We start from the raw sequence: 23,677 nt of genomic DNA, 5'->3' as shown, positions 1-23,677 counted from the left end.
GAGACGTCAGATGACCATCAAGGTCGGTATCAATGGTTTTGGCCGGATCGGCCGCTGTACCCTGTCGCACATCGCGGCATCGGCCCGTAACGACATCGAAGTAATCAAGGTCAATGCGACCGGACCGCTTGAGACCTCGGCGCATCTCTTGAAATATGACAGCATTCATGGCCGTTTCCCACGCGACGTTTCCATCAACGGCAACACCATGGATCTGGGCCGCGGCCCGATGCAGATGTTCTCGACCTACGACATGAACGAGCTGGACTGGGAAGGCTGCGATGTCGTTCTGGAATGCACCGGCAAATTCAACGACGGCCTGAAGGCGAAAACTCACCTGGAGCGTGGCGCGCAGAAGGTGCTGCTGTCGGCGCCCGGCAAAAACGTCGACAAGACGATCGTGTTCGGCGTGAACCACAACACTTTGACCGCCAACGATAATATGATTTCGAACGGCTCGTGCACCACCAACTGCCTGGCGCCGCTGGCGAAGGTGCTGGACGAAGGTATCGGCATCGAACACGGCATCATGACAACCATCCACGCCTATACCGGCGATCAGCCGACGCTGGACCGCCGTCACAGTGATCTGTATCGCGCCCGCGCTGCTGCAATGTCGATGATTCCCACTTCGACAGGTGCCGCAAAAGCTCTGGGAGAGGTTCTGCCCAACCTCAAAGGCCGACTGGACGGGTCTGCCATCCGTGTGCCGACCCCGAATGTCTCGGCCGTGGATCTGACGTTCCGGGCATCGCGCGATGTGACTGTCGAGGAAGTCAACGCCATTGTCGAAGAAGCCGCAAAAGGTTCGATGCAGCGGGTTCTGGGTTTTGAGCCTGCACCGCTGGTTTCGACCGATTTCAACCATACCGAAGAAAGCTCGATCTTCGCACCTGACCAGACCCGCGTGGTCGATGATCGCATGGTGCGTGTTCTGGCCTGGTATGACAATGAATGGGGCTTTTCGGTCCGCATGGCAGACGTGGCCGTCGCCATGGGCCGCCTTAACTGAGCCTTCGGACTTCGCTTGTACCCTAATGCCCGCTCAGGTTATCTGGGCGGGCATTTTTGTTCGGGACGGCCATGACCAATCAAATCGCCATCTGGCTCGGAATTCTCATTCTTGGCGGGCTGATGCTGGATGCTGCCTTCTATGGCACCGAACACTTGTTGTTCCTCAGCAAGAAACTCTACGACTTTTTGGATTGGCTCGCTTTCTGGCGGTAACATAGGTTTTTCTTGACTTTTTGACCTGCATCAGGTTGTTAGCGCTAACCATTTTGAACCGTATTTTGGCGGAGCGCATTATGACAATCAAACTGGCAATAAACGGATTTGGAAGGATCGGGCGCGGTGTCCTGCGGGCCGCGATGGAAACCGGTCGCACCGATGTCGAAATCATCGCGATCAACGATCTGGCCAAGCCCGAGATGAATGCCCATCTGTTCGAATTCGACAGCGTTCACGGGCGATATACCAACCCGGTAACCCTGTCCCAAGCTGGTCTGGACGTCGGTTCAGGCCCGATCCGCCTGAGCAGCGAACGCGATCCCGAGGCGCTGGACTGGTCAGATGTGGATGTGGTTCTGGAATGCACCGGTGTGTTCCGAACGCTTGAGGCCGCGTCTCGTCACTTTGCCAATGGCGCGAAGAAGGTCCTGATTTCTGCTCCGGCCCGTGGCAGCGATCCCGTCAAAACCGTTGTGTTTGGCGTAAACGACCGCGAGTTGACGTCAGCCGATCTGGTGGTTTCAAACGCGTCCTGCACAACGAACTGCCTGGCTCCGGTTGCCGCTGTTTTGGATGCCGGTCTGGGTATCAGGCACGGCAATATGACAACTGTTCATGCTTACACGGCAAGCCAGCCCGTACATGATGCTGCAGGCAAAGACCCCTACCTGTCCCGCGCGGCAGCATTGTCGATGATCCCAACAACCACCGGGGCCGCATCGGCAGTCGGTCTGGTGCTGCCGCAATTGGCGGGAAAACTGACAGGTCAGGCCATTCGCGTGCCAACGCCAAATGTGTCAGTGGTCGATCTGGTCGCCGAGGTTTCGCGCCCCACGACCGAAGAAGAGGTCAACACGCTGTTCATCAAGGCAGCTGCCAACACCTCTGGCGTTCTGGCCACCGAAACGCGGCCTTTAATCTCGGTTGATTTCAACCACGACTCGCACAGCTCAACCGTGTCACTGGCAGAAACCAAGGTCACCGACGGCACTCTGGTCCGCGTGTTGGCGTGGTATGATAATGAATGGGGTTTCTCAAACCGGATGCTGGATACCGCCGCAGCGATGGGTGACCTATCCTAAACGCTGCCTCAAAGCCTCGTTGACACGGGGCGTGACGAATTTCGAAACATCACCGTTCAGTCGCGCAATCTCTTTGACCAGCTTGGAAGCAATGGCCTGATGCCGCGCCTCGGCCATCAGGAACACTGTTTCAATCGAGTCATCCAGCGCCCGGTTCATTCCGACCATCTGGAACTCGTATTCAAAATCCGCCACAGCCCGCAAACCTCGCACGATGATCTGCGCGCCGACATCGCGGGCGCAATCGATCAGCAGATTCTCGAACGGATGCGCCACGATCTCGGTTCCTGTCTGTTCGGTCAGATACGCGCATTCCGCCTCAATCATGGCAACGCGTTCTTCCAGCGAGAACAGAGGACCTTTGTCGCGGTTGATCGCCACTCCAATCACCAGCTTATCGACCAGCGCCGAAGCGCGCCGGATGATGTCAATATGACCCATGGTGATTGGATCAAAGGTTCCGGGATACAATCCAACCCGCATCAGGCTCTCCTGCGCAACATTATTTCTGCGCAAGCAAACATAACTTTGCCGCAGGTGCAAGAGGCCCGAACTGGCCTGCGGGCCATCAGTGACCCATAATCATGCCTTCAAGCGCATCTTTTTCCATCGCCAATTCCGACAGTTGCGCCTTTACAACGTCACCCAGCGTCACGATGCCAACAAGCTTTCCGTCTTCCAGAACCGGCATATGGCGAAAGCGGCCTTCGGTCATCTGCGTCATGATATCCTGAACCGTATCCTGACGGCTGGCGGTCACCAGTTCCCGCGTCATATAAGCGCTGACCGGCTTGTCGAGGCATCCGCTGCCGCTGGCGGCCAGCTCGCGAACGATGTCTCGCTCTGACAGAATACCGGCCGCCGTCTGGCCGCCGTCTTCTGACACAATGACCGTACCAATCCGCTTTTCAGCCAGGATTTTCGCCGCCTCGGACACCGTCGCAGCAGGCTCTACAGTCACAACCTCATGAGTGGCCTTTGACTTGAGAATGCCCTGAACCAGCATTTGCAACACCTCCGAAATAACTTCACGTTTTCCAAAGCGTTGCCGGAATGTCAGACCCTGTCAAGCACCTGCTTGACCTTCCAGCCGCGCAACTTCGTCACGGATACCGTGCTTCAATGCGTCGGCAAATCGGTTCAACCGTTCGTTGCGCTGATCGCCCTGGTGGCGCACCAGATAAAAACTGCGGGTCAGACTGACCTGATCCGTCAGGATTTTCTTCAAGCCGGGGTGAAACGGCAGCGTAAAATCGTGGGCAACACAAACGCCGGTGCCCAGCGAAACCTGCCGCAGCTGAACAGAAACCGAGTTTGATGCAAGCGCGACACGGTCAACCCCAATGTCGTTGAGATAATCCAGCTCGCGATCGAAGATCATGTCCGGAATGTAACCAATCATCCGGTGCCCTCGCAGATCGGCCACTGATCGGATTTCATCGTGACGATTCAGATAGTCCTGGGTTGCAACCATATGCAGGCGATAATCTATTATCTTTTGCACCAGCAGTTTGCCGGCAGTGGGCGCGCTGACCGTGATGGCCATATCGGCTTCGCGCCGGGACAGGTTGATGATGCGCGGCAGGGCGAGAATTTGGATGTCCAAATCAGGGTTGGAATCGCTGATCCGGGCGCAGACTTGCGGCAGCAAGTAATTCGCAGACCCATCGGGTGCGCCAATTCTGATCTGACCGCTGAGGGATTTCGTCGGCACCGAAACAACCCCGGCTGCGGCACGCATGGCTTCTTCGGCCTGTAGCCCATGATCCATGAGGCGTTCACCGGCCTCGGTCAGTAAGTACCCCTGCTGCGATTTCGTAAACAGAATCGCACCCACTGCCGCTTCCAACCTGGCAACCCGGCGCCCAACCGTGGCCGGATCGATCTTGAGAACCCGACCCGCCGCCGATAGGCTTTCCTCGCGTGCAACGGCCAGAAAGACCCTCATATCATCCCAGTTCGGGTTCATCCGTTTCCTTTTGCATTTTTGCAAAGCTCTTTTGAGACATTGCCTCTGTTCGCGAGATTTCTGCAAGCCTATTCTGCGCGCAAATTTACCGGAGGAGTTTGCAATGCAAGATCTGACCCACTTCATCAACGGCGAGAACGTGCCTGGCGCATCAGGCCGTTTCGACGATGTTTTCAACCCGGCCACCGGCGAAGTGCAATACAAATGCCCGATGGCCAGTGCCGCTGAAACCACTGCTGCCATCGAACACGCTGCTGCTGCTCAGGTCGCATGGGGCGCAACCAACCCGCAGAAACGTGCGCGTGTGATGATGGCGATGGTTCACCTGATGAACCGCGACATGGATAAGCTGGCCGAGGCGTTGAGCCGCGAGCACGGCAAAACCATCCCCGACGCCAAGGGCGACCTGCAGCGTGGTCTGGAAGTGATCGAATACTGCATCGGTGCACCGCAGATGCTGAAAGGTGAATTCACCGACAGCGCAGGCCCCGGTATCGACATGTATTCGATGCGTCAGCCTCTGGGTGTTGTCGGTTCGATCATGCCGTTCAACTTCCCCGCCATGATGCCACTGTGGCACGTTGGCCCGGCTCTGGCCTGCGGTAACGCCGTGGTTCTGAAACCGTCCGAGCGTGACCCCTCGGTGCCGCTGATGCTGGCCGAACTGTTCGTCGAGGCCGGTCTGCCCAAGGGCGTGTTCCAAGTTGTGAATGGCGACAAAGAGGCCGTGGACACCATTCTCGACAGCGAGATCATCCAGGGCGTCAGCTTTGTGGGCTCGACCCCGATCGCGCAGTACATCTACAGCCGCGCAACCGCCAACGGCAAACGCGCGCAGTGCTTCGGCGGCGCCAAGAACCACATGATCGTCATGCCCGACGCGGATCTGGATCAGGCGGCTGATGCGCTGGTCGGTGCCGGTTTTGGTGCGGCGGGCGAACGCTGCATGGCGATCTCGGTCGCAGTTCCCGTCGGAGAAGAGACCGCAGACGCGCTGATCGAAAAATTGATCCCACGGGTCGAAAAGCTGAAAGTCGGTCCCTATACCGCAGGCGATGACGTCGATATGGGGCCCGTTGTAACCGGCGCCGCCAAGGAACGCATCCTCGGCCTGATCAACTCGGGCGTGGAACAGGGCGCGAAGCTGGTTGTCGACAACCGCGATTTCAGCCTGCAGGGCTATGAGGACGGCTTTTTCGTTGGCCCGCACCTGTTTGACCACGTAACGCCCGACATGGACATCTACAAGCAGGAGATCTTTGGACCGGTTCTGTCGACCGTTCGCGCAGGCTCCTACGAAGAAGCGCTGAAGCTGGCGATGGATCACGAATATGGCAACGGCACCGCAATCTTCACACGTGACGGCGACACCGCGCGCGATTTTGCAAGCCGTGTGAACATCGGCATGGTCGGCATCAACGTTCCGATCCCGGTGCCGCTGGCCTATCACACATTCGGCGGCTGGAAGAAATCCATGTTCGGTGACCTGAACCAGCACGGCCCTGACAGCTTCAAGTTCTATACCCGTACCAAAACCGTGACCGCGCGCTGGCCGTCAGGTATCAAGGAAGGCGGCGAGTTCAACTTCAAAGCCATGGACTGAGCCACCGAAGCCATGCCAATTCAGGAAAACGGCCCGCTTTGGGCCGTTTTTCTTTTGCAAGTGGGCAACTCACAACAAATTCAGAGCGCGACCACTGGAAATCACAAGAAGACATCAATACTTTACCGGCAATTCTAGACCCGAGCAGATCATTTTCCCGGAGGCAGCCTTGTCCCAATCCCGTTTGACCCGCCGTTCTGCCCTGATGGGGGCCGCGTCCCTGCTGGTGACCCCTGCCCTTGTACGGGCACAAAGCGTGGATGCTTTTCCGCAGGACGAAGAAGCCATCAGCACTCAGCTTCCGGTGCGCCGCAACGTATCTTCGTTCTCGCAACAGAACTGGCAGGATCACTTTGACGAATTGGGTGTCGGATGCCTGTTGGCCGACATCACCAGCCGCGCCGTTCACTATTGGGGGCCGGACGGTGCATACAAACTGTATCCCAGTTCCGTCCCGATGAGCGAAGAACTAACCAAGCGCGGCTATACAGAAGTCGTCCGCAAGGCCGAAAACCCAAGCTGGACGCCGACGGCTTCGATGCGGGAACGAGATCCGTCGTTGCCGGTTCGCATGGAAGGTGGCGATCCGGGCAACCCGTTGGGCACACGGGCCATGTATCTGTCATGGCCGGCCTATCTGGTGCACGGCACCCACGATACACGCAAGATCGGACGGCAGAGCTCGTCTGGCTGCATCGGTCTTTATAACCAGCATGTCGAAGAGTTGTATCCGCTGGTTCAGATCGGTACGCAGGTCCGGCTGGTCTAAGCCCAATCTCCAGAGACAAAAAAGCCCCGGTCGCCGAGACCGGGGCTTTGCTGTTTATCGGGTGAGCTATTCCGGAATGATCACCGCGTCGATAACGTGGATGACACCGTTGCTGGCCTCGATATCGGCCTGAACAACCTCGGCTCCGTTTACTTTGACACCGTTTCGGGCATTCACGCTCAGACGGTCGCCCTGCACGGTCAGCACCTTGGCGCGTTTCCCGGCGATGTCTCCGGACATCACCTTGGCCGGCACGACATGATAGGTCAAAATCGAAACCAGTTGGTCCTTGTTTTCTGGCAGCAGCAGCGATTCCACCGTGCCTTCGGGCAGAGCTGCAAAGGCCTCATCCGTCGGCGCGAAAACCGTGAACGGGCCGTCGCCCTTGAGCGTGTCCACCAGGCCGGCGGCCTGTACCGCAGCGACCAGAGTGTTGAACGATCCGGCAGAAACGGCGGTGTCGACGATATCCGCGGCCTGTGCTTTGACAGGCAGGGCAAGTGCAAATGCGGCGGCAGCGCCCATGAAAGTGCGGCGGAACATGGCTGTTATCTCCTCTCCAGCTTGTTATGAAAAGGGTTACGGGCCTTTTCTCCGGCCGGATCACTTTGAGATCATTTTTCTTTGAACTGGATCCAGATGCTCTGCGCCCGACCATCCTTCAGAAACGGCAGGGCTTCTACCGCGTCAGGTCGCGCCTGTTGCAGGTAGTACCCCGGCCAGAGCATTGTAAACGAGCCGGATTGCAGCAACGCGTGTAACAAATACTGTTCGCCCCATCCCGGGCAGTCATAGAAAAAACGCTTGGGGTATTCGTAAGGCAGAAAAACGTCGTGCACATGTATCACGACGCCCGGTTTCAGCGCCGGAATGATGCGGCAGAACAGATGCGCCACATCATTGCTCATACGCACGACATGGCTGGAATCGATGAACAGGATGTCTCCGGCCTCTAGCTGATCAAAAAGCGCGGGATCGACTTCTTCCAACCTTTTCTGCTCGAACTGATCGACAACATGAGCGATATCTGCGCGCGGATAAGGGTCAATGGCAGTTATGGTCGTATCCAGCCCGCCATCGATGATCGCTTGCCGGGTAACGCGGGTCGAGTTGCCACACCCCACCTCGATCACACGCCTGGGCTGAAACCTGCGGATCATCAGGTACAGCGCATCGGCATCCGGGCTGTCATAGTAACCGTTGCCAAGCCGAAACCCTGTTTGATTGCGGGACGGATCTTTCAACGCATCAAGGGCCGCCGAATGCCGGCTGAACTCTTTCACCAGCTGAGTGATATCGAACTCTTCCATCCCCGGAGACAAAGCATAAGCCGGACGAGTCAACCCCCCTGCCTGTTCGAATGCTTGAAGCCGCGCGCGTTCTTCCTGCTCGGTGACTTTGTCGACCAGCTTCACCCCCAACTCATTAAGGGCGGCGTTGATCTTGGGAAATTTCCTTGGTTTCACGAGCGGCTCCACTTTCGTTGCGCCTGTTCCTTACCGTTGCTTGCACGGCCTTCGCAAGCTGCAGCGCGTCAAACCCTTGGCAAAATGGAAAATTCCGTATTCACTGATCCGAATGAAGCAACGAGGACCGCCATGCAGCAGGAATTCACGCTGGGGATCGAAGAGGAGTATTTGCTGGTTGATCGCGACAGCCTGCAACTGGCCGAAGCCCCCGCGGCCCTGATGGAAGCCTGCCAGGCCGATTTCGAGGGACAGGTCAGCCCAGAGTTTCTGCAGTGCCAAATCGAAGTGGGGACGCGCCCTCATACAACCATCAAATCGGCCCGAGAAGATCTGAAACGCCTGCGTTCGTGCGTGTCCAAACGCGCGGCGGACTACAATCTTTCTCCGATCGCCGTGTCCTGCCATCCCTTTGCCAACTGGAAGGACCAGCATCACACCCGCAAGGAACGTTATGACGAGCTGCAACATGCCCTTGGGGGCGTAGCGCGTCGGATGCTGATCTGCGGCATGCACGTGCATGTCGGGGTCGGTGACCCTGCCTTGCGCGCCGATCTGATGCCTCAGCTTTCGTATTTTCTGCCGCACCTATTGGCACTGTCGACCTCCTCCCCCTACTGGAATGGGGAAGACACGGGATTGTCATCCTATCGCCTGACCGTTTTCGACAACCTGCCTCGTACTGGTTTGCCCCCTGTTTTCAGCAGTTGGACTGAGTATGAGCGCACCACCGGCGTGCTGGTCGAGCTGGGCGTAATCGAGGACACAACGAAAATCTGGTGGGATCTGCGCCCCTCTCATCGGTTCCCGACGCTGGAAACCCGCATCATGGACGTGCAGCCCCGACTGGAACATACCTTGTCGCTGGCCGCGATGACTCAGGCGTTGACCCGGATGTTGTGCCGTCTGAAAGACCGCAACTTACGCTGGCGCCAATATGACAGGTTCCTGATCGGAGAAAACCGCTGGCGCGCTCAAAGATACGGCGTTGGCGAAGGTCTGATCGACTTCGGAGATCGCTCGATCAAACCGATGGCCGAACTGATCGGCGAACTGATGGGGATGCTTGCCGAGGATACCGAGGCGCTGGGCACAATGACCGAATTGGCGCGCTTGCGTCAGATTGCCGAGAATGGCACGTCGGCCACACGTCAGCGTCGTGTTTACGCCGAGGCGACGGCGCGCGGCGAAGACCCTGGAAAAGCGGTTGTTCGCCATTTGATCGAAGAATTCCACGAAGACCTATAAACATAACTCTTTCCGCGTTGTTGCCCGAAACGTTTACCGATTGTCACATTGCGTTCAGTGCTCCGCGTTCAGCCCATTTCAGCGGCGCAATCCACCTGAAAATCTTTGGTCCATCGCTGCCTGCAACGTTTGCTACAGCTGCAAAATTTCTGTAAGGATTGAAGAATAAAACGCTTGTTCAATTCTGCAGACAACAAAAGAAGGCCCGCCATGGATTTCGCGCTGACCGAGGAACAGACCGCTATTTTCGACATGGCTTACGCGTTCGGGCAAGAAAACATTGCCCCGCACGCGCGCCAGTGGGAAGCGGACGGCACCATCCCCAAAACACTCTGGCCGCAAATCGGAGAGTTGGGGTTCGGCGGGCTCTACGTCTCGGAAGACAGCGGCGGATCGGATCTGACCCGGCTGGATGCGACGTTGGTTTTCGAAGCACTTTCGATGGCTTGCCCGTCGGTCGCCGCCTTCCTGTCGATCCACAACATGTGCGCCAAGATGCTCGACAGCTTTGCCAGCGACGAGCTGAAGTCCCGCATCATGCCGGATGTTCTGAGCCTGAAGACGGTGCTCAGCTATTGCCTGACCGAACCTGGCTCCGGCTCGGATGCGGCGGCGCTTAAAACGCGCGCAGAACGCACGAACGAAGGCTACACCCTGAATGGAACCAAAGCCTTTATCTCGGGCGGCGGATATTCGGACGCCTATGTCTGCATGGTACGGACTGGTGAAGACGGACCCAAAGGTATTTCCACGGTCTATGTCGAGGACGGCACGCCCGGCCTTAGCTTTGGAGCCCTGGAACAGAAAATGGGCTGGAAAAGCCAGCCAACTGCGCAGGTTCAGTTTGACGATTGCAAAATTCCCTCTGGCAACCTCGTCGGAACCGAAGGGGACGGGTTCAAATACGCAATGATGGGTCTGGACGGCGGGCGTCTGAACATCGCCTCCTGCTCGCTGGGTGCCGCGCAGGCCGGGCTTGACATGACGCTTCAATATATGTCCGAACGAAAGGCCTTCGGGCAATCCATCGACCAGTTTCAGGCGCTGCAATTCCGTCTGGCGGATATGGAGATCGAGATGCAGGCCGCCCGAACTTTCCTGCGCCAGGCTGCGTGGAAACTGGATCAGGGAACGCCCGACGCGACCAAGTTCTGCGCGATGGCCAAGAAATTCGTGACCGAGACCGGTTCCAAAGTTGTCGACCAATGCCTGCAACTGCACGGCGGATATGGGTATCTGGCGGACTATGGCATCGAAAAGCTTGTGCGTGACTTGCGCGTGCATCAGATATTGGAAGGTACGAACGAGATCATGCGCCTGATCGTCGCGCGCCAGATGCTGTCCAATCGCTGAGGTTTCGATGCCCGATATCTACATCCGCACCACTGGCCGCGCCGGGCGTATCACCTTGACCCGACCGCAGGCCTTAAATGCGCTCAGCTATGACATGTGCATGGCCATCGACACCGCCCTTCGCAACTGGCGCGAAGATGATGCGGTCGATCTGATCATTTTCGACGCCGAGGGCGACAAGGCGTTTTGCGCAGGCGGCGATATTGCCGAGCTTTATGACACGGGCACCAAGGGAGATTTCTCTTATGGCCGTAATTTCTGGCGGGACGAATATCGCCTGAACGCCCTGATCTTCGAATACCCAAAGCCCGTGATCAGTTTCTTGCAAGGGTTCACGATGGGAGGTGGTGTGGGCATCGGGTGCCACGGTAGCCATCGGGTTGTCGGAGAAAGCTCGAAAATCTCGATGCCGGAATGTTCAATCGGTCTGGTTCCGGATGTGGGCGGCACGCTCATGCTGGCACTGGCGCCGGGTCGGTCGGGCGAGTATTTGGGCATTACCGGCCATCGCATGGGGCCCGGAGATGCAATCTATGCCGGCTTTGCCGATCATTACGTCCCACAGAAGATTTGGCCGGAATTGATCGAACTGCTCGAGGCATCGGGCCGCGCAGAGTTGGTACAGGAACATGCGCAGACACCTCCGGAAAGCCCACTGGCTGACCAGCAAACGCTGATAAACGCATGTTTCGATGGCGAAACTCTTGGAGATATCCTGAACGCCCTGCGCAACGGCGAAACAGAATTTGCGGCTAAGAATCTGACAGTTATGCGGCGCAATTCACCTCTTTCCATGGCCTGTGCGGTGGAAATGCTGCACAGGCTGCGCGGCGCAAGCCTGACTATGCGCAAAGCGTTGGAAATGGAATATCGCTTTACCTATCGCGCGATGGAGCACGGAGATTTCCTGGAAGGCATCCGTGCTCAGATCATCGACAAGGATCGAAACCCGAAATGGCAATATTCTGACATGAACGTACCGGCCGTGGCGGTTTCGAAGATGCTGCAACCGCTTGGGGCGGATGCGCTGAGTTTTGCAGAGGAGTAAGGGATGAAAATCGGATTCATTGGTCTGGGCAACATGGGTGCTCCGATGGCGGCCAACCTTGCGCGCGCCGGACATGAGGTCACAGGCTTTGACATGGCCGACGTTGCTGTGGAAGGCGTTTCGATGGCCGCATCGGGCGCTGAAACCGCAGCCGGCGCCGAAGTCGTCATCACGATGCTGCCAAATGGCCAGATTCTGCGTGCCGTTGCCAACGAGGTTGTCCCCGCAATGGAAGCTGGTTCGGCGTTGGTCGACTGTTCAACCGTGGATGTCGACAGCGCACGCGCCGTTGCCAAGCAAGCCGCCGCCGCTGGTTTGCTTGCCGTCGATGCCCCGGTCTCTGGCGGGATCGGTGGAGCGGCGGCCGGAACGCTGACCTTCATGGCCGGCGGCTCTGATGCAGCCTTCGCCAAAGCCGCGCCCTTGTTCGAGATTATGGGACAGAAAGCGGTTCATTGCGGGGAAGCTGGCGCTGGCCAGGCCGCAAAGATCTGCAACAACATGATCCTTGGCGTCACAATGATCGCCACTTGCGAAGCCTTTGCTCTGGCAGACAAGCTTGGACTGGATCGGCGGAAGATGTTCGATGTTGTAAGCACATCGTCTGGCTACAGCTGGACAATGAACGCCTATTGCCCTGCCCCTGGCGTTGGACCTGAAAGCCCGGCCGACAACGACTACATCCCGGGATTTGCCGCGGAACTGATGCTGAAGGACCTGCGTCTGAGCCAGCAAGCTGCCGACAGCGCCAATGCCGACACACCGATGGGTCAGGTGGCCACTCAGCTTTACGAGCAATTTGTCGAACATGAAGGCGGTTTGGGCCGAGACTTTAGCGCCATGCTTCCCCGGTTTGAGAAACGCGGCCGGTCCTAAGGTCGACGGCGGGAACCCGCACAAGCCACGCGCACAGACTGGTAAAACCACCTTTCGGCCACTTAATTGTGGTAACAGACCGTGCGCAGCGAAGTTGGAGTGTGCCGATGAAATCAGTTCTGAGCATTGCCGTGATGGCCGCCGTGGCCCTCGGGTCCGTTCCTGCGATGGCGGGAAATGGCAAGGGAAAAGGCAAATCCAAGGATTCGTTCGAAGTCCATCGCATCACTCCGAGCGCCGGGAAGAGCGGTCATTGCCCGCCGGGACTGGCGAAAAAAGCGGTACCTTGTGTTCCCCCCGGTCAGGTGAAGAACCGCTACCGGGTCGGGGACCGGATTGACAGTGACTATGCCTGGATCAACGATCCGTACCGCTACGGTCTGAACCGCGGCGGCAACTATATTCGCGCCGGTGACTATGTTTACCGTGTGGACCCGGAAACGCGAAAAGTGCTGAATCTGATCGGCGCAGTGGCCGACATCCTTTATTGACCCGACCTATTCGGCAGCCACGCGTTCCGGGTTCAACATCGGCTTGAGATACCGCCCCGTGTGGCTGCGGTCGCAACCCGACACATCCTCTGGCGTGCCTTCCGCCACAATCTGACCGCCTCCGTCCCCGCCTTCGGGACCGATATCGATGATCCAGTCGGCGGTTTTTACCACGTCCAGATTGTGCTCGATCACGACAACCGAATTTCCCTGATCGACCAGTTCATGCAACACTTCCAACAGTTTGCGAACGTCTTCGAAATGCAAACCCGTGGTCGGTTCATCCAGAATATACAATGTCCGGCCCGTCGAACGTTTGCTGAGCTCCTTCGACAGCTTTACCCGCTGCGCTTCGCCACCCGACAGGGTCGTCGCCTGCTGCCCGACCTTGATGTATCCCAGTCCAACGCGCGCCAGTGCGTCCATCTTGTCGCGGATTGACGGCACCGCCTTAAAGAACTCCTGCGCATCTTCCACAGTCATATCAAGGACATCCGCGATGGACTTACCCTTGAACTTGATCTCGAGCGTCTCGCGATTGTACCGCGCGCCCTTGCAGGTTTCGCAAGTGACGTAAACGTCGGGCAGAAAGTGCATCTCGATCTTGATCACGCCATCGCCCTGACACGCCTCGCACCGTCCGCCTTTGACGTTAAAGCTGAAACGACCGGGTTTGTATCCGCGCGCCTTGGCCTCGGGCAGCCCGGCAAACCAGTCGCGGATCGGGGTGAAGGCCCCGGTGTAAGTCGCTGGATTCGAACGCGGAGTCCGCCCGATGGGGCGCTGGTCGATGTCGATGACTTTGTCCAGATGCTCCAGCCCCTTGATCGTCTCACATGGTGCAGGCGTCTGCCGCGCGCCGTTCAGGCGCATCGACGCTGTCTTGAACAGGGTTTCGATCGTCAAAGTCGATTTGCCGCCCCCGGACACTCCGGTCACACAGACAAACTTACCCAGGGGAAAATCGGCCGTCACGTTCTTCAGGTTGTTGCCCGTGGCTTTAACCACCGTGACTTTCTGCTTCTTACCGTTACGCCGCTCGGTCGGCACAGGGATTTCCCGCGTCCCCGAAAGATACTGCCCGGTGATCGAGGCCGCATCACCCGCAATGTGATCCGGTGTGCCGTGGCTGACGACCTGCCCACCGTGTACCCCTGCGCCGGGGCCGATGTCGAAGACATAATCCGCGGCTCGGATGGCTTCCTCGTCATGCTCGACCACGATGACTGTGTTGCCTTGATCCCGGAGGTTCTTGAGCGTACCCAATAGCCGGTCATTGTCCCGTTGATGCAAACCAATCGACGGCTCGTCCAGAACATACAGAACGCCGGTCAGGCCCGACCCGATCTGACTGGCAAGTCGGATACGCTGGCTTTCGCCGCCCGAGAGCGTACCACTTGAACGAGACAGTGTAAGATATTCCAAACCAACATTATTCAGGAAACCCAACCGCTCACGAATTTCCTTCAGAATGGCACGTGCTATCTCGTTCTTTTGCGCGCTCAGATGGTTCGGTGCGTCCTCGATCCAGGCCAATGCCTCGCGGATCGACATTTCGACCACCTGCCCAACATGCAGACCTGCAATCTTGACCGCCAGAGCTTCGGCCCGAAGTCGGTAACCATGACACGTGCCGCAGGGGCGGTTGTTTTGGTAGCGTTCAAACTCTTCGCGTATCCAGGCGCTGTCGGTCTCGCGATAGCGGCGTTCCATGTTCGGGATGACGCCTTCAAAGCTTCGCGTGACCTGATAAACTCGCCCACCTTCGTCATAGCGGAATTGAATTTCCTCATCGCCTGATCCGCGCAGAAACACCTGCTGTACCTTTGCCGGAAGGTCTTTCCAGGGCGTGTTCTTGTCGAACTCGTAGTGCCGGGCAATTGCCTCGATCGTTTGCAGGAAATAAGGCGATTTCCCCTTACGCCACGGCGCCAGAGCACCGTCATAGAGTTTCAGCGTCTGATCCGGCACCACCAGCCGTTCGTCGAAAAACAGCTCAACCCCCAGACCGTCACAGTCCGGGCACGCTCCGAAAGGCGCGTTGAACGAAAACAGGCGCGGTTCGATCTCGGGGATCGTGAAGCCGCTGACGGGACAGGCAAAATTCTCGCTGAAGGTGATGCGTTCAGGGTCGCCTTCGCGTGGCGCAGTTTCGAGAACGGCAATCCCGTCTGCCAAATCCAGAGCGGTTCGCAGGCTGTCCGCCAAACGAGTTTCCATGCCTTCACGAACCACGAGCCGATCAACAATCACATCAATATCGTGGCGGAACTTCTTGTCGAGCGTCGGCGGTTCGTCCAATTCGTAGAACTCGCCATCCACTTTCACACGCTGAAAGCCCTGCTTGCGCAGTTCCAGAAACTCTTTTCTGTACTCCCCCTTCCGATCACGTACGATGGGGGCCAGAAGATAGCCACGCGTTCCTTCCTCCATCGTCATGATCCGGTCGACCATGTCCTGCACCTGCTGAGCTTCGATTGGCTGCCCGGTTGCAGGGCTATATGGCGTGCCGGCACGGGCAAACAGCAAGCGCAGATAGTCGTAGATCTCGGTAACCGTCCCCACGGTTGAACGGGGGTTCTTGGAGGTTGTTTTCTGTTCGATCGAAATCGCAGGAGACAGGCCACTGATGTGGTCGACATCCGGCTTTTCCATCATGTCCAGAAACTGCCGCGCATAGGCTGACAGGCTTTCGACATACCGCCTTTGCCCTTCGGCATAGATGGTGTCGAAGGCCAACGAGGACTTGCCCGATCCCGACAATCCGGTGATCACCACCAGCTGATCGCGCGGGATATCCACGTCGATGCTTTTGAGGTTGTGCTCGCGCGCACCGCGTACCTCGATATTCTTCAGTTCAGCCATCGCGGCCCCCAAAATGACAGTGTCCTAGAAATAGGCGAGCCGCTCTGAGTCTCCAACAGAAAAATTAGAACAAAGTGTGAACGGGCGGTTTTTCTCGCACCTATGGCTCAGTCCGGTGATTTGCGGGCTATAACCCACGCGCAAATGGGAAAATCAGGGTCGTTTTCCAAACTTTCCCGATCGGGTCAAAGCCGCATTCCGTCAGCAGATTCACGAGGCCTCTGGCCGACCAGCGTGAAAAACCATTTGGCGCCGCATGAAACGGGACGAAAAACGGGACCGCCAGCCAGAAATACCCACCAGACCGAAGCATTTCGAGAAAGTTGAGCGTGGCCTCAAATGGCCGGTCAAGATGTTCCCGGACCTGATTGGCAAGGATCAGGTCGAACTGTCGAACCTGTCCCTGCTCGTCCAGAACCAGCCCACTGCATATGTCATGCTACGCGTGCCAGAATGAGCTGTAGCTGCGAAACCCGAACTGCTTGCCCCAACTACCTGAAATCTCGGCCACATCCAGCGTGTCGGGCTGAAGCTCGCGAATCCACCGGAGGCTGTGACGGGCGATTACCACGCGATTCAAACTGGCCACATGTCACCTCGGGACTACTAAGTTTTTCGGCTTTACGATGGCAAACGATTCCAAAAACATCGACCAGGCGATGATTGTCTGTGCCATGCTTTGCAATCGTCGTGAAGGGAAATGGCGCGGTTGACGGGGCTCGAACCCGCGACCCCCGGCGTGACAGGCCGGTACTCTAACCAACTGAGCTACAACCGCCCGCTGCCCGTTCGTTGCTGAACGTTGGGGTGTATTATGGCTACGGTCGGGCAGCGTCAAGCGGCGTTTTGAAGTTTTTTCGAACAGTACCGGTTTTTGTTTCCGGCTGAGTAATTTCGTCGCCCTCGCCAACTGCCTTTCAATTATTGCGGCCCCCCACTTGTCGACGGTGGAAAAGCGCTGTAAGAGCCGTCGCTACGGGTGATTAGCTCAGTGGTAGAGCGCTTCGTTCACATCGAAGATGTCAGGAGTTCAAATCTCTTATCACCCACCATTCCCACAAATGTAGACTGGCGCGTGCTAAAGGCTTGAATCTGCAGGGCTTGCCAGCCAGCAATACTGCCGCGTATCGTTCCGGCATCAGCCGTGTGATCAACCGGCGCTGGTGGACGGGGTTGCGCATGGCCAAATTGAAACGGGATATTGGCCTGGTCGGCCTTACGTTCATTTCCGTCGGCGGCATTATCGGATCGGGCTGGTTGTTCGGGCCACTGTTGGCAGTACAGCATGCCGGTCCTGCGGCGACAGTTTCCTGGATCATCGGCGCAGTCGCAATGTTCATTCTGGCGATCACTTTCGCCGAAATCTCTGCCATGTTGCCGATTCCGGGCGGGATTGCCCGCGTACCTCAGTTTTCTCATGGGAACATCGTTGCCATGGCAATGGGTTGGACCGCTTGGATCGGATACAACACAACGGCCCCGATCGAGGTCGAGGCCATGCTGAAATACCTCGCACCCTACGCGCCCTGGCTGCACGCGGCTGACACTGGCGATCTGACCGGGGCCGGTACTGCCGTCGCGTTGTTTTTTATGTTGGTCTTCGTCGCCGTTAATGCCTTGGGCGTGAAGTTCTTTGCTCAGGTAAATTCGGTCCTGACCTGGGCCAAAATCGCCATACCTGTCATCCTGTCCGTTCTACTGATCGCAAGTCGTTTTGACGCGCAGAACTTTGTTCAACCAGACGGGTTTGCGCCTTACGGGTTGCAGGGCATCATGGCCGCCGTTTCCACCGGAGGGGTCATCTTTTCCTTCATAGGCTTTCGCCACGTGGTCGACATGGCCGGCGAGGTTCGGAATCCAAAGTTCGCAATCCCTGCGGCCTTGGTCCTTTCCATAATCCTGTGCGCCGCCATTTACCTGGGCCTTCAGGTTGCCTTCATCGGCGCCCTTGATCCAAAAATGATCAGCAACGGGTGGGCCAATTTGAGTTTTGGCGGACAAGGTCCGCTCGACGGCATCATCATGTCAGTCGGAATCCTGTGGTTTCTCAGTTTGCTAAATGTGGGTTCTGTCATTGGCCCCTTCGGCAATGGATTGGTTGCTACCGGCTCAAATGCCCGTATCGCACTGGCGCTGTCTCAGAACGGATTTCTGCCGCGCCGTCTTCAGATGCTATCGTCATTCGGCGTACCGCTCTGGGCATTGGCGTTGAACTTTCTGATAGGAATCCTGTTCCTGCTTACCGTTCCATTCACCACTGTCATTGCCCTCAACGGCGCTGCAATCGTCCTTTCCTTTGCGGTTGGACCAATTGCGGTGGTCTGCTTGCGCGACCTTTTACCCGACCGCCCACGTTCAATCCGCGTGCCTGCCGTCAAATTGGTCGGGGTGTCCGCGTTCGCCATCGCAACACTCGTCGTGTATTGGAGCGGCTGGGACACGGTGTGGCGGCTCGGTATCGCGTTACTTGTCGGGATGGCGTTGCTGCTGATCCGGTTTCACGGCCGCCTTGACGATATGGACGTGACCGAAGCACTGTGGCTGATGCCGTATTTCGGCGGAATTGGCCTGATCTCGTATCTCGGTCAATTTGGCGAAGGCGCGTTAAAACAGATTCCGTTCGGATGGGATATCGTACTTTGCATCCTCTTTTCCGCGGTGATCTTTGCACTGGCCATTCGGTCCGCACTTGCCGACAAAAAGTTCCAAAAATACATCGAAGAGGAAGAGGTATTGGATCCGGCGAAACCAATTATCGGCCTGTAAAAAAGGCGAGGTAAAACCCTCGCCTTTCTATTCGCAATAAGATGCCTTAGTGCGCTGTCGCGGACTGGCCTGCGCCGTCGCTGGACTTTGCCGCAGCTGCCGCAGCCTCTTCCGCAGCTTCATCCCATTCAACCGGTTCGGGCTTGTGGATCAGGGCTTGTTCAAGAACTTCCGAAACGTGTTTGACTGGAATGATGTCCAAACCGTCTTTCACGTTGTCAGGAATATCCGCCAGATCCTTTTCGTTCTCTTCGGGGATCAGAACGGTTTTGATCCCGCCGCGCAGCGCGGCCAAAAGCTTCTCCTTAAGGCCACCAATCGGCATCGCGTTGCCACGCAGAGAGACTTCGCCGGTCATCGCGATATCCTTGCGAACCGGAATACCCGTCAGCACGGACACAATCGATGTGACCATGGCCAGACCCGCCGACGGACCGTCCTTCGGCGTGGCGCCATCGGGGACATGCACGTGGATATCCAGCTTGTCGAACTGCGGAGGCTTCACACCAATCTGCGGTGAGATAGACCGCACGTAAGACGAAGCCGCATCGATGGATTCCTTCATCACGTCGCCCAGCTTGCCGGTGGTCTTCATCCGCCCCTTTCCGGGCAGTTTCAGCGCCTCAATATGCAGCAAGTCGCCCCCAACCGAGGTCCAGGCCAGACCGGTGACAACACCGACCTGATCATCCTGTTCAGCCAATCCGTAACGGAATTTCGGCACGCCCAGGAACTCATCAAGGTTTTCAGGCGTCACCGTCACGGTTTCCGCCTCTTTCTTGATGATCTTGGTCAGCGATTTCCGGGCAACCTTGGCGATTTCACGCTCGAGGTTCCGCACACCTGCTTCGCGGGTATAAGTGCGGATGATCTTTTGCAGCGCCTCATCCGTCAGCTCAAACTCCTTGGTTTTCAGCCCGTGGTTCTTGATCTGTTTGCCGATAAGGTGCTGCTTGGCTATCTCGCGCTTTTCATCTTCGGTGTAACCGGCCAGAGGGATGATCTCCATCCGGTCGAGCAGAGGCCCAGGCATGTTATAGCTGTTGGACGTGGTCAGGAACATCACGTTCGACAGGTCGTATTCGACTTCTAGATAGTGATCCATGAACGTGTTGTTCTGTTCCGGGTCCAACACCTCGAGCATTGCCGAGGCCGGGTCACCACGGAAGTCCTGCCCCATCTTGTCGATTTCATCGAGCAGGATGAGCGGGTTCGTGGTTTTCGCCTTCTTCAACGCCTGGATGATCTTACCGGGCATCGAACCGATATAGGTCCGGCGGTGGCCGCGAATCTCGGATTCGTCACGCACGCCACCCAGCGAGATGCGGATGAACTCGCGCCCCGTGGCTTTGGCAACCGACTTACCCAGCGAGGTTTTACCCACACCCGGAGGGCCGACAAGGCACAGGATCGGGCCTTTCAGCTTTTTCGAACGCTGCTGAACCGCCAGATATTCGACGATCCGTTCCTTGACCTTTTCAAGTCCATAGTGATCGTCGTCCAATATTTCCTGCGCACGGCCCAGGTCCTTCTTGACGCGGGATTTCGTGCCCCACGGAAGCGACAGGATCCAGTCCAGATAGTTGCGCACCACGGTGGCTTCGGCCGACATCGGCGACATGTTCTTGAGCTTCTTCAGCTCGCCTTCCGCCTTTTCGCGCGCCTCTTTCGACAGCTTGGTCTCGGCGATCTTGGCTTCCAGTTCGGCCACTTCGTTGCTGCCGTCCTCGCCGTCGCCAAGTTCCTTCTGAATGGCCTTCATCTGCTCATTCAGATAGTATTCGCGCTGCGTCTTCTCCATCTGGGATTTGACGCGTGTCTTGATCTTTTTCTCGACCTGCAGAACCGACATTTCGCCCTGCATCAGGCCATAGACCTTCTCTAGACGCTCGCTGACGCTGAGGGTTTCCAGCAGTTCCTGCTTTTGCTCGACCTCAATGCCCAGATGACCAGACACGAGGTCCGCAAGCTTGGCAGGCTCGGCAGTCTCACCGACGGCGGTCAGAGCCTCTTCCGGGATGTTCTTGCGCACTTTCGCGTAACGCTCGAATTCATCCGCGACAGTACGCAGCAACGCCTCGGTCGTTGTGACATCGCCGGGGATCTCGGTCAGGTATTCTGCCCGAGCTTCGAAAAACTCTTCGTTTTCAAGAAATTCCGTGATCTTGACCCGTGCCTGCCCTTCGACCAGCACCTTGACGGTGCCATCGGGCAATTTCAGCAACTGCAGCACATTGGCCAGAACGCCGGTTCGATAGATACCGTCGATTTCCGGGTCGTCGACGCTGGGGTCGATCTGACTGGACAACAGAATTTGCTTGTCATCCTGCATCACCTCTTCCAGCGCGCGGACCGATTTGTCACGGCCCACGAACAGCGGCACGATCATATGCGGAAAAACCACGATATCGCGCAGCGGCAGGACGGGGTATGAGGAATTCAGAGGCTCTTGCATGCTCTATCCTTATTGTTGGCAAGATGGCGCTGGTCCCTGATTCAGGCAACCTTTGGCCATCTCCTGTCTTGGACGGTACAGGTGGGGCGTTTTTGCCGATTTTCAACCTTGCCGCCGATTACACTTTCAAGAATGACCCGAGGTTCAGCCGACTGCAAGGCGCTAAGGTACATATCTGCGGAAATTCGTATTACCGCTTGTCAAAGAGGCTCAATGTCTCCTTGCGCACGCCGCGCATGAAAGCCGGCTTGCCACGCCTCGAAGGTACCTGCGGCGATCGCATCGCGCATGCCCTGCATGATTTCCTGGAAATAGTGCAGGTTGTGCCAGGTCAGCAGCATGCCCGAGATCATTTCGTTTGCACGAAACACATGATGCAGATAGGCGCGGGAGTAGTGCGAGCAGGCCGGGCAGCTACACGCCTCATCCAGTGGGCGCGGGTCGTCGGCGTGGCGGGCGTTCTTGATGTTGACCACACCAAACCGAGTGAAAACCTGCCCTGTGCGCCCCGAACGCGACGGCAAAACGCAATCCATCATGTCGATCCCGCGTGCAACAGCGCCAACAATATCATCCGGTTTGCCTACCCCCATAAGATAGCGCGGTTTGTCCTCCGGCAAAAAGTCCGGGGCATAGTCGAGGCAGGAGAACATCGCCTCCTGCCCTTCTCCCACCGCAAGACCGCCAACAGCGTAGCCTTCAAAGCCGATGTTCTTCAGGGCTTCGGCGCTTTCTTCGCGCAGGTCCTGTTCCAGACCGCCTTGCATGATGCCAAACAGCGCGTGGCCGGGCCGGTCGCCGAACGCCTCGCGGGACCGGTCGGCCCAACGCATCGACAGGCGCATCGACTCGGCAATTCGGTCACGGTCTGCCGGCAACGCCGGGCATTCGTCAAAGCACATCACGATGTCCGACCCTAACAGGCGCTGGATCTCCATCGACCGCTCCGGCGTCAGCTCGTGCTTGGACCCGTCGATGTGAGATTTGAACGTTACGCCTTTTTCCGTCAGTTTGCGCAGACCCGCCAGTGACATGACCTGAAAACCGCCGGAGTCGGTCAGAATAGGGCGCTCCCAATTCATGAACTTGTGAAGCCCGCCGAGGCGGTCGATCCGCTCTGCCGTGGGGCGCAACATCAGGTGATAGGTATTGCCCAACAGGATGTCCGCCCCGGTCGCGCGCACGCTTTCGGGCATCATGGCTTTGACCGTCGCCGCCGTGCCGACCGGCATGAAGGCAGGAGTGCGCACCTCGCCGCGCGGCGTGTGAATAACGCCAGTGCGGGCCTTGCCGTCGGTGGCTTTCAGATCAAAGGAGAAACGGTCGGTCATCTTGATGCCTCAGGGGTCGCGGAACCGGGCAGGATTTGCCCGATCTGCCTCGGCATTGCAACCCGTCAGGGCAGCGAGGAAACCCGCTCGGTAAACAGGCTCACAACCCCTGCCCCATCGACATCGCGACACACCAAAACCGGTGGGCGTGACGGATCGGTTCGGGTCGCCCCAAGCGCGGGGCCATCTGTCGTCACACGCAATCCGGTTTCCACCATCTCGAACATTGTCGCGTGAGTGCAGGCAATCACAGCCGTTGAATCGTGCAGCCCGCACCCTTCGAGGCCGCCGACATCCTTGTAGAACTTCAGGTAGAATCGGGAAATGTCTCGCAGGAACCCACCCATATCTGCCGAGCGTTCCGCCAAGACTTCAAAATCTGCCGGCTCATAGAGGGTTTTTAATGTAACATCCAAGCCAACCAGAACGGTCCGAGCCTGGGCTGCAAGGACCTCATCAGCCGCCTCGGCATCGTGATAGATATTCGCCTCAGCGTGTTCGGTGATATTTCCAGGGCAGAACACGGCCCCACCCATAATCACCAGATTCTTCAGATTCTGGGCGAATTCAGCGTCCAGACGCATTGCATCCGCAATGTTGGTCAATGGCCCGACTGCGCAAACGACCAGCTCCCCGCGGTGCATTCTTGCCATTTCAACCAGAAACTCGGCGGCGGACAGGGGGTGGTTCTCGCCGATTTGAGGAATCTCGGTCAGATCGCCAAAGCCTTCGGGCCCATGTACATGCTCGGAAGGCGCGTGGCGGTCGGCACCCAATGGGAAGGCCGCGCCTTGTGCAACTGGAATGGAAATCCCCAATTTATCCAGCAAAAACCGCGAATTACGGCTGGACTGGTGAACATGGGTATTGCCAAATACGGTCGTCAGACCAATCAGGTCGATTTCGGGCGCGGCTGCGGCATAGGCAATCGCCATCGCGTCGTCGATGCCGGGGTCAGTGTCAATTATCAGCTTCATCCGCCCCCGATAGCGCAATCATCTCGGGATGCAAAGCAGCCACAGGATAGAATTTCCGGCTTTAATTATCACTTTCACCGTTTTGCAACAGGCCCCGCTCAATCCATACCAGAGTTGAAAACGGGCGACTCAATCCCCAAATGTATAC

Annotated in this window: 22 protein-coding genes and 2 tRNA genes; 13 read left to right on the top strand and 11 right to left on the bottom strand. The window is 57.4% G+C overall.

The genetic code is table 11. The annotated features are described in order from the left end of the window. The first annotated feature begins 10 nt into the window (after window positions 1-10). From gap (AC2TDJ_RS04145) to gap (AC2TDJ_RS04135), 3 genes are all read left to right on the top strand, one after another. Window positions 11-1,012 carry a type I glyceraldehyde-3-phosphate dehydrogenase gene (gap, locus tag AC2TDJ_RS04145; protein ID WP_480839516.1) on the top strand — a complete coding sequence of 334 codons (1,002 nt, stop codon included), beginning with the start codon at window positions 11-13 and terminating at the stop codon, window positions 1,010-1,012. 71 nt (window positions 1,013-1,083) lie between these two features. Beyond that, window positions 1,084-1,227: a hypothetical protein gene (locus AC2TDJ_RS04140; protein ID WP_480839514.1), complete on the top strand. Its 144-nt coding sequence runs from the start codon at window positions 1,084-1,086 to the stop codon at window positions 1,225-1,227. Between the two features lie 80 nt (window positions 1,228-1,307). Continuing rightward, on the top strand, window positions 1,308-2,312 hold the full coding sequence (gene gap / locus AC2TDJ_RS04135; RefSeq protein WP_480839512.1) for a type I glyceraldehyde-3-phosphate dehydrogenase: 1,005 nt from the start codon (window positions 1,308-1,310) through the stop codon (window positions 2,310-2,312). On the opposite strand, the gene coaD is transcribed toward gap (AC2TDJ_RS04135), so the two are convergent. The 3 genes from coaD to AC2TDJ_RS04120 all read right to left on the bottom strand — a co-directional run bounded on the left by coaD (window position 2,304) and on the right by AC2TDJ_RS04120 (window position 4,281). Next, the gene (coaD, locus tag AC2TDJ_RS04130; protein WP_480839510.1) at window positions 2,304-2,795 is read right to left on the bottom strand and encodes a pantetheine-phosphate adenylyltransferase; all 492 of its coding nucleotides are present in this window, start codon (window positions 2,793-2,795) and stop codon (window positions 2,304-2,306) included. The two genes, gap (AC2TDJ_RS04135) and coaD, sit on opposite strands and share 9 nt — an antisense overlap. 85 nt (window positions 2,796-2,880) lie before the next feature. Then, the gene (locus AC2TDJ_RS04125) at window positions 2,881-3,318 is read right to left on the bottom strand and encodes a CBS domain-containing protein (RefSeq protein WP_480839508.1); all 438 of its coding nucleotides are present in this window, start codon (window positions 3,316-3,318) and stop codon (window positions 2,881-2,883) included. Between the two features lie 60 nt (window positions 3,319-3,378). Continuing rightward, window positions 3,379-4,281 (bottom strand): LysR family transcriptional regulator, encoded by a 903-nt coding sequence (locus AC2TDJ_RS04120; RefSeq protein ID WP_480839506.1) that lies wholly within the window; start codon window positions 4,279-4,281, stop codon window positions 3,379-3,381. Window positions 4,282-4,384: 103 nt separating this feature from the next. Here AC2TDJ_RS04120 and AC2TDJ_RS04115 point away from each other — a divergent pair, with 103 nt between their 5' ends. Both AC2TDJ_RS04115 and AC2TDJ_RS04110 read left to right on the top strand, forming a co-directional pair. Beyond that, window positions 4,385-5,884 (top strand): CoA-acylating methylmalonate-semialdehyde dehydrogenase, encoded by a 1,500-nt coding sequence (locus AC2TDJ_RS04115; RefSeq protein ID WP_480839504.1) that lies wholly within the window; start codon window positions 4,385-4,387, stop codon window positions 5,882-5,884. Window positions 5,885-6,089: 205 nt separating this feature from the next. Continuing rightward, complete coding sequence (locus AC2TDJ_RS04110) at window positions 6,090-6,653, top strand: L,D-transpeptidase (RefSeq protein WP_480840222.1); 564 nt, start codon at window positions 6,090-6,092, stop codon at window positions 6,651-6,653. A 66-nt stretch (window positions 6,654-6,719) separates the two neighbouring features. Here the strand turns inward: AC2TDJ_RS04110 and AC2TDJ_RS04105 are convergent, their stop codons facing one another. Then, a complete protein-coding gene (locus tag AC2TDJ_RS04105; protein WP_480839503.1) occupies window positions 6,720-7,196 on the bottom strand; it encodes a fasciclin domain-containing protein in 477 nt (158 codons plus the stop codon). A 71-nt stretch (window positions 7,197-7,267) separates the two neighbouring features. After that, window positions 7,268-8,119: a class I SAM-dependent methyltransferase gene (locus AC2TDJ_RS04100; protein WP_480839501.1), complete on the bottom strand. Its 852-nt coding sequence runs from the start codon at window positions 8,117-8,119 to the stop codon at window positions 7,268-7,270. A gap of 132 nt (window positions 8,120-8,251) precedes the next feature. Here AC2TDJ_RS04100 and AC2TDJ_RS04095 point away from each other — a divergent pair, with 132 nt between their 5' ends. The 5 genes from AC2TDJ_RS04095 (at window position 8,252) to AC2TDJ_RS04075 (ending at window position 13,135) form a co-directional block, all read left to right on the top strand. Then, window positions 8,252-9,367 (top strand): carboxylate-amine ligase, encoded by a 1,116-nt coding sequence (locus AC2TDJ_RS04095; RefSeq protein ID WP_480839499.1) that lies wholly within the window; start codon window positions 8,252-8,254, stop codon window positions 9,365-9,367. Between the two features lie 210 nt (window positions 9,368-9,577). Next, window positions 9,578-10,720, top strand: coding sequence for an acyl-CoA dehydrogenase family protein (locus tag AC2TDJ_RS04090; RefSeq protein WP_480839497.1), 1,143 nt, complete (start codon window positions 9,578-9,580; stop codon window positions 10,718-10,720). Window positions 10,721-10,727: 7 nt separating this feature from the next. Next, entirely contained in the window at window positions 10,728-11,768 is a 1,041-nt protein-coding gene (locus AC2TDJ_RS04085) for an enoyl-CoA hydratase/isomerase family protein (RefSeq protein ID WP_480839495.1), read from the top strand. 3 nt (window positions 11,769-11,771) lie between these two features. Beyond that, complete coding sequence (gene mmsB, locus AC2TDJ_RS04080) at window positions 11,772-12,644, top strand: 3-hydroxyisobutyrate dehydrogenase (RefSeq protein ID WP_480839493.1); 873 nt, start codon at window positions 11,772-11,774, stop codon at window positions 12,642-12,644. A gap of 107 nt (window positions 12,645-12,751) precedes the next feature. Continuing rightward, complete coding sequence (locus AC2TDJ_RS04075) at window positions 12,752-13,135, top strand: hypothetical protein (protein ID WP_480839491.1); 384 nt, start codon at window positions 12,752-12,754, stop codon at window positions 13,133-13,135. Between the two features lie 6 nt (window positions 13,136-13,141). On the opposite strand, the gene uvrA is transcribed toward AC2TDJ_RS04075, so the two are convergent. Beyond that, a complete protein-coding gene (gene uvrA, locus AC2TDJ_RS04070) occupies window positions 13,142-16,000 on the bottom strand; it encodes an excinuclease ABC subunit UvrA (RefSeq protein WP_480839489.1) in 2,859 nt (952 codons plus the stop codon). Between the two features lie 256 nt (window positions 16,001-16,256). On the opposite strand from uvrA, the gene AC2TDJ_RS04065 reads away from it, so the two are divergent. Then, complete coding sequence (locus tag AC2TDJ_RS04065; RefSeq protein ID WP_480839487.1) at window positions 16,257-16,457, top strand: hypothetical protein; 201 nt, start codon at window positions 16,257-16,259, stop codon at window positions 16,455-16,457. On the opposite strand, the gene AC2TDJ_RS04060 is transcribed toward AC2TDJ_RS04065, so the two are convergent. Together AC2TDJ_RS04060 and AC2TDJ_RS04055 are read right to left on the bottom strand one after the other, a co-directional pair. Then, window positions 16,440-16,589, bottom strand: coding sequence for a hypothetical protein (locus tag AC2TDJ_RS04060; RefSeq protein ID WP_480839485.1), 150 nt, complete (start codon window positions 16,587-16,589; stop codon window positions 16,440-16,442). The two genes, AC2TDJ_RS04065 and AC2TDJ_RS04060, sit on opposite strands and share 18 nt — an antisense overlap. 112 nt (window positions 16,590-16,701) lie before the next feature. Beyond that, a tRNA-Asp gene (locus tag AC2TDJ_RS04055) sits at window positions 16,702-16,778 on the bottom strand. Between the two features lie 199 nt (window positions 16,779-16,977). On the opposite strand from AC2TDJ_RS04055, the gene AC2TDJ_RS04050 reads away from it, so the two are divergent. Together AC2TDJ_RS04050 and AC2TDJ_RS04045 are read left to right on the top strand one after the other, a co-directional pair. Further along, window positions 16,978-17,052: transfer RNA gene (locus AC2TDJ_RS04050), tRNA-Val, on the top strand. 127 nt (window positions 17,053-17,179) lie between these two features. Further along, the gene (locus AC2TDJ_RS04045) at window positions 17,180-18,766 is read left to right on the top strand and encodes an APC family permease (RefSeq protein WP_480839483.1); all 1,587 of its coding nucleotides are present in this window, start codon (window positions 17,180-17,182) and stop codon (window positions 18,764-18,766) included. Window positions 18,767-18,812: 46 nt separating this feature from the next. On the opposite strand, the gene lon is transcribed toward AC2TDJ_RS04045, so the two are convergent. The 3 genes from lon to AC2TDJ_RS04030 form a co-directional block, all read right to left on the bottom strand. Continuing rightward, window positions 18,813-21,221 (bottom strand): endopeptidase La, encoded by a 2,409-nt coding sequence (gene lon, locus AC2TDJ_RS04040; protein ID WP_480839481.1) that lies wholly within the window; start codon window positions 21,219-21,221, stop codon window positions 18,813-18,815. A 200-nt stretch (window positions 21,222-21,421) separates the two neighbouring features. Beyond that, on the bottom strand, window positions 21,422-22,552 hold the full coding sequence (tgt, locus tag AC2TDJ_RS04035; RefSeq protein WP_480839479.1) for a tRNA guanosine(34) transglycosylase Tgt: 1,131 nt from the start codon (window positions 22,550-22,552) through the stop codon (window positions 21,422-21,424). Window positions 22,553-22,617: 65 nt separating this feature from the next. After that, window positions 22,618-23,529: a nucleoside hydrolase gene (locus tag AC2TDJ_RS04030; RefSeq protein WP_480839477.1), complete on the bottom strand. Its 912-nt coding sequence runs from the start codon at window positions 23,527-23,529 to the stop codon at window positions 22,618-22,620. Window positions 23,530-23,677: the final 148 nt, after the last annotated feature.

Source organism: Ruegeria sp. HKCCD6647-2 (genome assembly GCF_057221075.1).
This window is presented reverse-complemented; position numbering and strand designations above follow the sequence as displayed.